Raw genomic sequence first — 12310 nt, 5'->3', positions numbered from 1 at the left:
GTGTGAGAACTTCCATCATCGGGAGGCCTCGACCTCTATGCGGGCACCGACACGCCGACCACCGCCCTGGGGGCTACACCCTCAATTGTGAAGAGCCGGCAATGGTGGCGTTTCACGCCATCGTGTTGCTGTCTGCAAATCGGGCGTATTCGGGGGAAGCGAATGAGACGGAGGATAAGATACGTCAGACGCTTGACGCCAATGGAATGAGCATTGTGAGGCCGACATTTGCGACTTGGATTGTCATCATAGAGAAAATTTTGAAGCACTTTCGCGATGCACTCGGCGGCGATGCTGATGACGAGGCGCGCGTCCGTCGTTCCTTCGCCAGCCTTAACCGAATCGGGGTCACCCGGCTGATCTCGAGTGAAGTTGTTCAAAAATTTAAAGAAATAAACATTAAGCGGAACGAATGGGTGGGCCATTCGGGGTATATGGGCTCTTCACAATTGAGGGTGTAGCCCCCAGGGCGGTGGTCGGCGTGTCGGTGCCCGCATAGAGGTCGAGGCCTCCCGATGATGGAAGTTCTCACACTGCCCATCTGGAAGACCTCGACATGCCCCAGGCTACCCTCACGGCCCCCGATCTCGACGCGTTCTGCCGACTGAACGACCTCGGACTCACAGTCACCGGCCAGCACATCGCTCCCGACAAGGCCGTCCTGGAATGCCGGATCCGCCCCACAGACGATACTGATCGGTGGTGTCGCCAGTGCGGCCAGCAAGGCATCGCCCGTGGCACCGTCACCCGCCACCTCGCCCACGTTCCCTTCGGGCACCGGCCCACGCAGCTGAAGCTGCGGATCCGCCGCTACCGGTGCCCGGACTGCCAGAGCGTGTGGAGACAGAACACCATGGCCGCGGCCTGGCCCAGGACGAAACTCTCTCGCCACGCCGCCCTATGGGCACTGCGTGCCGTGGTCATCGACCGCCTCTCGATCACCCGGGTCGCCGCAGGCCTCGGGGTCGCCTGGAACACGGCCAACGACGCCGTGCTGGACACTGGGCGTCGCCTGCTCATCAATGCTCCCGGACGCCTGGACGGCGTACAGGTCATCGGCGTCGATGAGCACGTCTGGTCCCATACCGGCACCGGGTCGAAGTACGTCACCGTCATCATCGATCTCACCCCGATCCGCGCCGGTACTGGGACCTCGCGCCTGTTGGACATGGTGCCGGGGCGTTCAAAGCAGGTCTTCAAGACCTGGCTCGCTGAGCGCACGCCCGAGTTCAGGAACGGGATCGAGATCGTGGCGATGGACGGCTTCACCGGCTACAAGAGCGCCGCTACCGAAGAGATCCCGGCTGCCAGAGCGGTGATGGACCCGTTCCATGTCGTGGCCCTGGCCGGGGAGAAGATCGATCAGTGCCGCCAGCGAGTGCAGCAGGCCACGCTCGGGCGCCGGGGTCGTTCAGCAGACCCGCTGTACGGGATCCGGCGGGTGCTGCATACCGGGGCCGGGCTGCTGACCAGCCGTCAGGCAGCCAGGTTGGCGGCCGTCTTCGCGTGCGAGGCCCACGTGGAGGTCGAGGTGACGTGGAGCGTGTATCAGCGGATCGTGGCTGCCTACCGCGACCCTGACCGCGTAGCTGGACGGCGGCGGATGCAGGCAGTTATCGCTTCGCTGGCCCGCGGGGTGCCAGAGGCGCTGACGGAGCTGATCACGCTAGGTCGGACCTTGAAGCGCAGGGCTGCAGATGTGTTGGCGTTCTTCGATCATCCAGGCTCGAGCAACGGGCCGACTGAGGCGATCAACGGCCGTCTGGAGCACTTACGGGGCACGGCACTGGGATTCCGGAACCTGGCCCACTACATCGCTCGATCCCTGCTGGACGTCGGCGGGTTCAGAACAGCACTACACCCTCATCTGTGAAGAGCCGGTGTATGTCTGAAGCCGTGTCGTCTACTCACGTTGACTCGCTCATCTCTGATATACGAGAGATCCGGGCGATTCTTGGAAATGTCTGGGCCCAGCTTCCTTTAGTTCGTGCCGGAAGTGCGAAGCTTCGACGCGATGGCCTATGTCAGACCGCCGAAGTCGCGATGGGTACCCGCACGCCTTTTGCTGCCTGCGAGTTTGCCGTAGGGGCACAAATGATTGGGGAAGAGCTATATCTGGTTCGGGACCACGCCGAGGCGCCGCTTCCTCTCGGGCGTCTTGTGCAACTTCGTTCAGCGCCAAGCAGCGCTCAATTCACCACGTATTTCTACAACCGGACCGATGGTGAAAAAGCTTGCATGGTGAGCTATCAGTATGGGCCCGAAAGCGAAGTACATGACAATGCGGCGAGTCTTCGTGCCGACTTCGGCGGACTCGTAATCGAATGAATAACGTCGTTCCTTCTTCGTGGGCGTGCGTCGTCCCTGGGGATCGACCCACGAAGAAGGTTGACGACGCGTCTCGTTCGGGTGCTTAGTTAGCCACCTCAGTGATTGGATCAGAGTCGATCCCGAGTCCGCGGTAGAGTCCTCGAAGGAGGGTCTCGGCCTGTTCCAGAGGGTCGGTATTGATCCCCTGGATGACGGTGGTGCGGACGTAGTCGTCGGCGACAAAGGCGGGGTAGCGCCTCATGATGTCTTTGGTGGAGTAGACAGCCCCCCGTGTCTTGGTGACACGCAAGCCCACACGCCATTGCCCTGTGTACCCCCACGCCCGTGAGCGGTCGGCAACGAGTTCTAGGGTCTGGATGACCAGTGTTGAGATGAGCCCGGCGCAGAGGTAGTTGATGGGCTGTCCGGAGTCGCTTTCCCACGTGGCGGTTCCGCCGCCTGAGACCACTTCAATCGAGCTGTCCTCGTGCAGCAAGACATGACAGAGTGACCGCTCCCCCCTGCTTGGAATACGCTCACCGTGCGGGCCGACCGTGGCATAGGCGTCCCCCGCAGGATTGGGGGAGCGGTAGACACACTTCGGGACGACACCTTGCCAGGCGCTTGCTCGCGTCACCTTTCGGAGGACCTCATCGCCTTGACGTTCGTTGCCGGCCCGCGCTACCGGAGCACATGGCTCAGCGACAAGATAGATGTGCCCATTACCGGTGGGATGTCCTTCAACGTAGTGGGACAGCGGGTCGTTGGTCTCCATGCTGATGAGGCGCTGTCGGAAGGAGTCTTCTCCCCGATCGCGTTGCAGGAGTAGGCGGCGCACCTCAGTATCGTTGAGCTTGCGCTTGCCATTGCTACTTCGACCCCAATAGCTGCCATCCACCATATGGGGTGCAAGCGGGGAGGGTGGAACCTGGACAATCAGGACTGACCGGCTCTCATCCTCTGGGTTGAGGAGCGGGGGCAGGATGGTGGGCGACAACGGGGGATAGACGCGCCCGCCCGCTACTTGAGATATGCGGTCTGTCAACCCCTGGGTATCGCATCCGACGACGTCGAAGTTGTTGTCGCGTACTCCGAAGATGAGCAGGCCGCCGTCCACGCTGAGAGAGGCCAGGTCGCGGGCCATCTCTAGATTTGCGTCCTTCTTGGAGCAGCTTTGCGGGGTGGGCATCTCCTTGAGCTCGCACCAAACGGACTCTTCCAGCAATCCTTGCTCTGCTGCATCTTCGAGCTCTGACCAGGTCGAGAAGGCCACCACACCGAGGGCGGGACCGAGGTATTGCTGAACCATGTTTCTTCCCTTTCTTCTTGACAGCACTGAACCTTCCCCGAGGTTCCACATGGGGGTGGGCGTCCCGGGTACGGGCGCGAGGGGAGCCTTCGGCCGTTCCTGGTTCGCCTCCGACGCTAACTTAGCGACGGATTCTGTGACAGCCTTGGCGCGGCACTTTCTGTAGTCGAGAATGGGGCTTTCGTGGCCTCGACGCAGGGGCTCACTCACCTTCGCTCGAATGTCACCGCGGTACTCCCTGGGTGGGCTGGCGCTGAAGGACCATCCCCGAACGCGCAATAACGCAATTGGGGAATGCACTTCTTGGGCGTGCTCCAATTCTCAGTCAGTTGGATCGGAAAGAAACTAGTGCGCTTCAGTGCGCGCGGGTTTGAACACAGTCCGCCTCTTGACCGTGTTGCAACCACCCCGTCGTATCTTCCTGAGTTGGGAGGGGATTCTGTTGGTCATGGTTGCCTGGGGTGGCGCCGTCGTAGTCAGGTCGTCCCATTGTTGCCCTCCTGAAGGAGCCCGAGCACCGAGCCAAGGTCACCGACTTCACTTGTGGTGGGGTGCGCACTCTGCTGGTCTTTCGCGATGCAGTCATCAAAATCTGGCCGCCCCATGCCTCAGCTCCGGAGAACTTCTGCTGTGAATGCCACGGTCAGGGCAACCGACGCAATACTGAGTGCGGCGAATCCGCGCGACACCCACAAGGCCCGAGCTCGGAGATCATCCTCGCGGAACGTGATTGCGTTGGCTTTGTCCAGGATGATCTGTGCTTCCACCTGGGCCGCACTCGATGTGCTGTCAGCGTATCGGTCTACTAAACGCCGGGCTTGAATGCCTATTCGTTTGCCGGGTCGTACGGCAATGGCGGCAGCGGTCAGCGCCATGCAGGAAAACGTGAGTGCAGTTACGCCAAACAAGGGCCACTTCGTCCAAAGATGTACTGTCGAGGCCGCGATGATCACGCCGGCAGACACCGCTAGAAACGACGCCTTGTTCATTACGCTGGCACTGCGCTCTGCAGCGTCAGTGGTAAGCCTGTCTAGCTCTTCGTTGAGTAGACGGACTCGATCGAACTGTGTGCGTCGAGAATCATCCTGGGGAGAGTTCCTGTTGGAACCCTTGTTCGCGGGCTCAATCGTATCCGCAGCTATAGCTCTATCCACAGTCACTATTCTACGGGACGGTGTGGGTGTCGACGGGTCAGCGTCCTGGATCTCGTAACGATCCGCAGGGAGCGGAATCGGGACACTGCCAAGAAGTTCAGCCCCGTGCCGTGTGAGTGGGCGATCACGATGGGTTTGGAACGTCAAGCCGCCCCGGGAGGCTCCAATGTGAAGGCTGGATGTCTGATCCCATTTTTTGGGCGCGGGACGACTTTGCAGGTGTTGCTCGTTCGACTCCACGGGTGGGCCACCGTGCTGGCAAGCGACACGTCCGCTTCCGTTTTTGGGTTCTGGTCATACAACAATGGTCTGCCAGTGCACACGTGTCGGGTGCCTCTTATGGGTTCGCGGATTCATCGGCCCTTCGGCAACGGCCTCGGTCTGCACGCGAAGTGATCATCCCGTAGGCTACCAGGTTGGCCACCTGCCTAGTAGCTCGGGCGGCTTCCTTGGCGTGGAGGCTTAGAGTCTCCTCGTGTCAATTGCCGAGACCTCCCTGGGATCTCGATCCCTGCTGCACGCGCCCAGCTCGCCGCCAATCCCTCCGACCCACGCGCTAAAAGAGCAACATCCGCCCCGACCAGCAGGAAGGCCGCCCCGTCTTCCGCGTAGCCCCGAGCCACTTCAGGGTCAAACGCGTTGACGCCCACCGGCTTGCCCGCGGCCCGCACGGCCGCAAACACCGAACGAACCGCCGCCACCACATCCGGGTGCGTCTGCTGGCCCAGCAGGCCCATGGAGGCCGCCAAGTCACTCGGCCCCACAAACACCCCATCCACGCCGTCCACGGCCGCAATCTCACCTGCCGCCGCAACGCCCGCCGCGCTCTCCACCTGCACAAACAGGCTCACGTGAGCCGCGGCGTCCAAAAGGTAATCATCAACCCGGTTCCACCGCGCCGAGCGGGCCAGCGCGGACCCAACCCCGCGCCGCCCCAGCGGCGGGTACCGCACGTCGGCCACCAGCTCCCGCGCCTGAGCCGCAGACTCCACCATCGGCACCAGCACGGTCTGCGCCCCGAGGTCCAACACCTGCTTGAGCGTCACGGTGTCCCCAAAGGGCACGCGCACCACCGGGGTAATCGGGTACGCCGCCACCGCCTGCAGCTGGGCCAGCACCGCCTCCAAACCATTGGGGGAGTGCTCCATGTCAATGAGCAGCCAGTCCAGCCCGGACCCGGCGCAGATCTCCGCAACCAGGGGACTGCCGGAGCACACCCACATGCCGGCCAGGGGACGGTCCGCCGAGGCTAGACGATCCCGCAACGTAGGACTCAGACGAAGCTGCATGCCACCTCTCCCATCGGCCCAAAGTCGCACCGGACGTCGTCGCCCGCGTCCACCCACATGGGCCGCGTGAAGGACCCGGCCAGGATGACCTCCCCGGCCTCGAGGCGTGCCCCGTGCGCCGCGAACTTATTAGCAAGCCACGCCACGCCCGTCACCGGGTGGTCCAGGACGCCGGCCGCCACGCCGGTCTCCTCGATCTGCCCGTTCTTGTAGAGGAGGCCGGGGACCCAGCGCAGGTCCACCTCGTCAGGCCGCTTCCGCGTGTCCCCGAGGACCATGCCCCCGTACGCCGCGTTGTCCGCGATGGTGTCCACAATGGTCCGCCCGTCCATCTCAATGTGGGAGTTGAGGATCTCCAGCGCGGGCACGGCGTAGTCCACGGCGTCGAGGGCGTCCTCGAGCGTGCAGTCCGGCCCCGCGAGCGGCTTGCGGAGCACGAACGCGAGCTCCACCTCGATCCGCACGTTGGAGAACTGCCCGGCCTCGATCCGCGCGCCGGAGGGGTAGACGGTGTCCTCGAACATGACGCCGTAGTCCGGCTCGGTGATGCCCGTGGCCTGCTGCATGGCGCGGGACGTCAGCCCGATCTTCCGGCCCACCAGCTTCCGCCCCGCAGCGAGCGCCTTGTCCCGCCACACGCCCTGGATGGCGTACGAGTCCTCGACGGTCGCTTCGGGGTGCCGCGCGGTGATCCGCGGGATCATCCCGCGCGTGGCCTCGGCCTCGGCGAGTTCGGCGGCAAGCGCCGCGATGGTCTCCTCGGGCAGCATGGGCTCTCCTTCTCTGCGCCTGGGGTGGGTGGGGCGCCTCGGGGCGCCTGGCGTTCTTCGCGCGCCTCGGGTGCGCGGGTGCGGGGTGAATGGTGGGGGAGAGGCCGACGACGCCACCCGCCGTCAGCCTCCCCGCCGCTAGAGCTGGTGACCCAGCTTGTACTCGCCCTGCTTGTACTCGGGCATGGGCGCGTCGTCGTCGGGCCGCGTGTAGGAGAAGCCGTCGGCGCCGATCGTCGCGGCCATCTCGCTCGTGTCCGTCCGCGCCGTGAGCGGCTGCGGGTTGCCGTCGAGGTCCAGGACGAGGGACGCCTCGGTGTACCAGGACGGGACCACGGGGGTGCCCCACCAGTCGCGGCGCTGGTTGTCGTGGACGTCCCACGTGACGACGGGGTTGTCGGGGTCGCCGGTGTAGTAGTCCTGCGTGTAGATCTCCACGCGGTGGCCGTCCGGGTCCCGCAGGTAGAGGTAGAACGCGTTGGAGACGCCGTGGCGGCCGGGGCCGCGCTCGATGGCATCGGACCGGCGGAGCGCGCCGAGCTTGTCGCAGATGGCGAGGATGTTGTGCTTCTCGTGGGTCGCGAACGCCACGTGGTGCATGCGGGGGCCATCGCCGCCCGTCATGGCCGTGTCATGCACGGTGGGCTTGCGGCACATCCACGCGGCGTACACGGTGCCCTCGCCGTCCTGGATGTCCTCGGTGACGCGGAACCCGAGGGACTCCATGTATCCCACGGCGCGCGGGACGTCCGGGGTGACCTGGTTGAAGTGGTCCAGGCGGACGAGCGCGCCCGGCGTGTAGAGGTCGTACCGCCACGCGAGGCGCTCCACGTGCTCCACCTCGTGGAAGAACTCGTACGGGAAGCCGAGCGGATCGGTGACGCGGACCGAGTCCCCGATGCCCTTGACGTAGCCGTCCTTCTTGCGCTCCACCCGGCAGCCGAGCTCCTTGTAGAACGCTACGGCCTTGTCCAGGTCCTCCGGCGTCCGCACGCGGTAGGAGAACGCGGCCACGGCGGCCACGGGGCCCTTGCGCAGGATGAGGTTGTGGTGGATGAACTCCTCCATGGACCGCAGGTAGACGGCCTCCTCGTCCTCCTCGGTGACGACAAGGCCCAGCACGTCCACGTAGAACTCACGGGACGCGGCCAGGTCCGTGACCACGAGCTCCATGGACGCGCAGCGCAGCACGTCCGGCGCGGGGGAGGAGGGGACGGGCAGCGGGTTCGTCACGCGGATGGGGTCCTCGGCCGTGACGATGGGGCTGGTGGGGAGTGGTTCTTGGCTCATGACAGCGTCCTTAGCTCTGTGTTGCTGACGGGGGCGACGGGTAGTGGGTGGGACAGGCGGCGGCGCTCACGGGTGCAAGCGCCCGCGTGCCGCCTCTACTTGCCCTTGCCGAAGGTGGGGTTGTGGGCCGGGCCCAGGGTGATGTGCACGGCCTGCTGGTCCGTGTAGAAGTCGATCGAGCGGTAGCCGCCCTCGTGGCCCAGGCCCGAGGCCTTGACGCCGCCGAACGGCGTCCGCAGGTCCCGCACGTTGTTCGAGTTCAGCCACACCATGCCCGCCTCGATGCCCTGCGCGAAGTTGTGGGACCGCTTGAGATCGTTGGTCCACACATAGGCTGCGAGGCCGTACTTGACGTCGTTCGCGAGCGCCAGCGCCTCGTCGTCGGAATCAAAGGGAGTGATGGCGACGACGGGGCCGAAGATCTCCTCCTGGAAGATGCGAGCGTCACGCGGCACATCCGCGAACACCGTGGGGGCCACGAAGTTGCCCTCGGGGAAGCCCTCCGGGCGCCCGCCGCCGGCCACGAGGCGGCCCTCGGTCTTGCCGATCTCGATGTAGGACATGACCTTCTCGTAGTGCTCCGGGTGCACCAGCGCGCCCACCTCGGTGGCCTTGTCCTGGGGATCGCCGACGACGACCCGCTTGGCCTGGGCCGCGTACCGCTCGACGAACTCGTCATAGATGGGGCGCTCCACGAGGATGCGGCTGCCGGCCGTGCACCGCTCGCCGTTGAGGGAGAAGACGCCGAAGATCGTCGCGTCGATGGCCGCCTCGAGGTCAGCGTCGGCGAAGACGATGGCCGGGGACTTGCCGCCGAGCTCCATCGAGAGGCCCTTGAGGAACGGGGCGGCGTTGCCGAAGATGATCTGGCCCGTGCGGCTCTCGCCCGTGAAGGAGATGAGCGGGACGTCCGGGTGCTTGACGAGCGCGTCCCCGGCCTCCTCGCCGAACCCGTTGACGAGGTTGAAGACGCCCTGCGGCAGGCCGGCCTCCTCGAACACCCCGGCCCAGAGGGACGCGGAGAGCGGCGTGAACTCGGCCGGCTTGAGGACCACGGTGTTGCCCGTGGCCAGCGCTGGGGCGAGCTTCCAGGACTCCAGCATGAACGGCGTGTTCCACGGGGTGATGAGGCCTGCGACGCCGATGGGCTTGCGGTTGACGTAGTTCATCTGGCGACCGGGCACCTTGAAGGCGTCATCCGTCTGGGCCACGATGAGGTCCGCGAAGAAGCGGAAGTTCTCGGCGGCGCGGCGGGCCTGGCCCAGCGCCTGGGAGATCGGCAGACCCGAGTCGAAGCTCTCCAGCTCCGCGAGGCGCGCGTCCCGGGACTCGACGATGTCCGCGATCCGGTGGAGGATGCGGGCGCGCTCCCGGGCGGTCATCGTGGGCCAGGGCCCCTCGGTGAAGGCGCGGCGGGCGGCGGCCACGGCCCGCTCGATGTCCGCCTTCTTGCCGGAGGCGGCCTTGAGGTAGGTCTGGTTGGTCACGGGGTCGAGGACGTCGAACGTGTCCCCGTCCACGGAGTCGACGAACTCGCCGTCGATGTAGTGCTGGATGCGGTCCGGGAGGTCGGCGGGGATGTGGCGGCCGGCGGGGGCGGTCTGCTCGGTCATGGGGGTCTCCTCTTCAGGGCCGCGCGAGGCGGGCGGCCTCGGCGGGGGTCTCGGGGGTGGTGAGTGAAGTCTGTGCGGCGTGGCCGGTGGGCCCGGAGTGTCCGGCGGCGGCCCCTGCCGGGGCCGGGCGCCCCGGCTCGGCGAGGCCTGGTTCGGCGCGGGACGGCTCGGGGTGCTCAGGGTGGGCCTGAGCCAGGAAGGCGGTCAGGGTCGCGGCGCGGTGGCAGCGGCAGGCCTGCTCAATCTCGTGCGCGGGCGCCCCGGCCTCGATGAGCCGGAGGATGTCCTCGTGCTCGCTCACCGACTGCGCCGCGCGGGCGGGGACGAAGCTGAACGTCGAGTCCCGCAGGTGCGCCAAGCGCTCCCACTCCGCGCGCACCAGCGCCAGGAGTCGCTCGTTGGGGCAGGCCTCGAAGAGCGCGGCGTGAAACTCGTGGTTGAGGGCCGTGAAGGCGCGGGGCTCGAACCGGGCAAGCGCCGCGCGCATCTGCTCGTTGAGCTCGCGCGCGGCCGCGATCCGCTCCGGGCCAATGCGAGGCGCGGCGAGGGCGGTGGCGCTGCCCTCGAGGATGCTCAGCGCCTCCATGCTGGCCCGGTAGTGGGAGTCGTCCACCATGGACACGCGGGCGCCGACGTTCCGCTCGAACGTCACGAGCCCCTCCGCCTCCAGCCGCCGGATGGCCTCGCGGACCGGAACGGCGCTCATGCCGAGCTCCGCCGCCACCGAGCCCAGGACGAGGCGGTAGCCCGGCGTGAACTCCTGGCGGGCGATCCGCTCCTTGATCCACTCGTACGCCTGCTGCGACTTGCTCAGCCCCGCGGCCACGCCGTCGTCGTCCACCGCCCGGCCCACAGCGCTCGCGGACCGGCCGTGCGCACGCAGCGCCACGCCCTGCCCGCTCACTGGCCGCTCCGGAAGGCCTCGTACTTGGCCTTCCACTCGGCGTTCGGCGGGAAGAGCCCGTCCACGGGGTGCCCGGCGCGCACCTGCTCCGCGACCCACTCGTCCTGCTCCTCCTGCGCGAGGGCCGCCTCGACGACCTCCTCGACGAGGTGCGGGGGAATGACGACGACGCCGTCGCCGTCCGCCACAATCACGTCCCCCGGGAGGACGGCGGCGCCGCCGCAGGCCACAGCGACGTCGGACTCCCACGGGACGTGACGCCGGCCGAGCACAGCAGGGTGCGGCCCCGCGGTGTAGACGGGCAGCCCGGTGGCCGCGACGGCCTCCGCGTCCCGCACGCCGCCGTCCGTGACGACGCCCGCGGCACCGCGCGCCTGGGCCCGGAGCGCGAGGATGTCCCCGAGCGTGCCGGAGCCGGTCTCCCCGCGGGCCTCGATGACGATGACCTCGCCCTCGGCGACGGAGTCGAACGCCTTCTTCTGGGCGTTGAAGCCGCCGCCGTGCTTCTCAAAGAGGTCCTCGCGGCGGGGGAGGAAGCGCAGCGTCTTGGCGGTGCCGACGATCTTGCCCGCGCCGGGCAGCGGCCGCACGCCGTCGATGGACACCTCGTTGAGGCCGCGCTTGCGCAGCTGGGCGGAGAGGCCGGCGGCGGGGGCGCGGTGGAGCTTCTCGCGGAGCTCGGCGGTCAGCTCGAAGGCCGGGGGCAGCCCGGCCTCCTCGCGGGAGCCCCAGGCCTCGGCGCGCTGGTGGTCGTCGGCCTTGGGAAGGGTGCCGAGGCTTCCGTCGAACTCCTGCTCGCCCTGGGTGATGCGCGTGACGAGGCGGCCGGAGGTGGGGGAGCCGGGCGCGGTGGGCGCGTCCACCTCCACCTCCACGGTGGAGCCGGGGGAGACGACGGACGAGCCTGCGGGCGTGCCCGTGAGGATGACGTCGCCGGTCTCGAGGGTGAGGTGCTGGGAGAGGTCCGCGACGATCTGCGGGAACGGGAAGAGGAGGCCCTCGGTCGTGTCGTCCTGGGCCAGCTCGCCGTCCACCCACGTGCGTACGCGCAGCCCCTCGGGGTCCACCGTGGAGGCGTCGATGAGGCCGGGGCCGATGGGCGTGAAGCCGTCCCCGCCCTTGGATCGGATGTTGGAGCCCTTGTCTGCGGCGCGGAGGTCGTAGACGCCGAAGTCGTTGGACGCCGTCACGAAGGCCACGTGGCCCCAGGCGTCCTCGCGGGAGACGTGGCGGGCGGGCTCGCCGATGACGAGCGCGACCTCGCCCTCGAACGCGAGGAGCTCGGTCCCGGCGGGGCGGGCCAGCTCGGAGCCCGAGGCGGCGACGGAGCTGGACGGCTTGAGGAAGTAGGAGGGCGCCGCGGGGCGGCGGCCGCGCTGGTCCGCGCGGGACGGGTACGCCAGGTGGACGGCGATGATCTTGCCCGGCCGGCCCGGCAGCCCGGAGAAGCGGGCGTCAGCTGCGTCCTGCCCGGCAGCGCGGGCGTCAGCGGCGCCCTGCCCGGCAGCGCGGCTGTCGCCGGGGCCCGCGGCGGCGGGGGAGTTCGTGCCGGATGGGGTGCTCGTGCTTCCTTGCCCTTGCGTCATATTCGAAATCGTATATTCTCGTGTCTCACCGGGCAAGCCGGATGTGATCTAGGTATCACTCACGAGGCGTCACTATCCCATTGGG

10 protein-coding genes and 1 pseudogene are annotated in these 12310 nt (G+C 67.0%); 3 read left to right on the top strand and 8 right to left on the bottom strand.

The window, feature by feature from the left end; translation table 11 throughout:
- Positions 1-101: 101 nt before the first annotated feature.
- The 3 genes from J2S35_RS01525 (at position 102) to J2S35_RS01515 (ending at position 2328) form a co-directional block, all read left to right on the top strand.
- A complete protein-coding gene (locus J2S35_RS01525) occupies positions 102-461 on the top strand; it encodes a hypothetical protein (protein ID WP_309849066.1) in 360 nt (119 codons plus the stop codon).
- A gap of 95 nt (positions 462-556) precedes the next feature.
- Complete coding sequence (locus J2S35_RS01520; RefSeq protein ID WP_309849065.1) at positions 557-1873, top strand: ISL3 family transposase; 1317 nt, start codon at positions 557-559, stop codon at positions 1871-1873.
- Between the two features lie 11 nt (positions 1874-1884).
- Positions 1885-2328, top strand: a complete 444-nt coding sequence (locus J2S35_RS01515; protein ID WP_309849063.1) for a hypothetical protein — start codon at positions 1885-1887, stop codon at positions 2326-2328.
- Between the two features lie 85 nt (positions 2329-2413).
- Here J2S35_RS01515 and J2S35_RS01510 read toward each other — a convergent pair whose 3' ends face one another.
- From J2S35_RS01510 to J2S35_RS01475, 8 genes and pseudogenes are all read right to left on the bottom strand, one after another.
- The gene (locus J2S35_RS01510; protein ID WP_309849062.1) at positions 2414-3619 is read right to left on the bottom strand and encodes an AlbA family DNA-binding domain-containing protein; all 1206 of its coding nucleotides are present in this window, start codon (positions 3617-3619) and stop codon (positions 2414-2416) included.
- 608 nt (positions 3620-4227) lie between these two features.
- Positions 4228-4608, bottom strand: a complete 381-nt coding sequence (locus J2S35_RS01505) for a hypothetical protein (protein WP_309849060.1) — start codon at positions 4606-4608, stop codon at positions 4228-4230.
- A 593-nt stretch (positions 4609-5201) separates the two neighbouring features.
- Complete coding sequence (locus J2S35_RS01500; protein ID WP_309849057.1) at positions 5202-6062, bottom strand: HpcH/HpaI aldolase family protein; 861 nt, start codon at positions 6060-6062, stop codon at positions 5202-5204.
- A complete protein-coding gene (locus J2S35_RS01495) occupies positions 6047-6832 on the bottom strand; it encodes a fumarylacetoacetate hydrolase family protein (RefSeq protein WP_309849054.1) in 786 nt (261 codons plus the stop codon). Before J2S35_RS01495 ends, J2S35_RS01500 begins: the two co-directional genes overlap by 16 nt.
- Positions 6833-6970: 138 nt before the next feature.
- The gene (gene hpaD, locus J2S35_RS01490; RefSeq protein WP_309849052.1) at positions 6971-8122 is read right to left on the bottom strand and encodes a 3,4-dihydroxyphenylacetate 2,3-dioxygenase; all 1152 of its coding nucleotides are present in this window, start codon (positions 8120-8122) and stop codon (positions 6971-6973) included.
- Between the two features lie 95 nt (positions 8123-8217).
- Positions 8218-9735 (bottom strand): 5-carboxymethyl-2-hydroxymuconate semialdehyde dehydrogenase, encoded by a 1518-nt coding sequence (gene hpaE, locus J2S35_RS01485; RefSeq protein ID WP_309849050.1) that lies wholly within the window; start codon positions 9733-9735, stop codon positions 8218-8220.
- Between the two features lie 175 nt (positions 9736-9910).
- A pseudogene (locus J2S35_RS01480) lies at positions 9911-10576 on the bottom strand (GntR family transcriptional regulator); the annotation flags it as partial.
- Positions 10577-10635: 59 nt separating this feature from the next.
- Entirely contained in the window at positions 10636-12225 is a 1590-nt protein-coding gene (locus tag J2S35_RS01475; protein WP_309849048.1) for a fumarylacetoacetate hydrolase family protein, read from the bottom strand.
- Positions 12226-12310 lie beyond the last annotated feature (85 nt).

It is taken from the genome of Falsarthrobacter nasiphocae, assembly GCF_031456275.1.
In the GTDB taxonomy this organism is placed as follows: domain Bacteria; phylum Actinomycetota; class Actinomycetes; order Actinomycetales; family Micrococcaceae; genus Falsarthrobacter; species Falsarthrobacter nasiphocae.
This window is presented reverse-complemented; position numbering and strand designations above follow the sequence as displayed.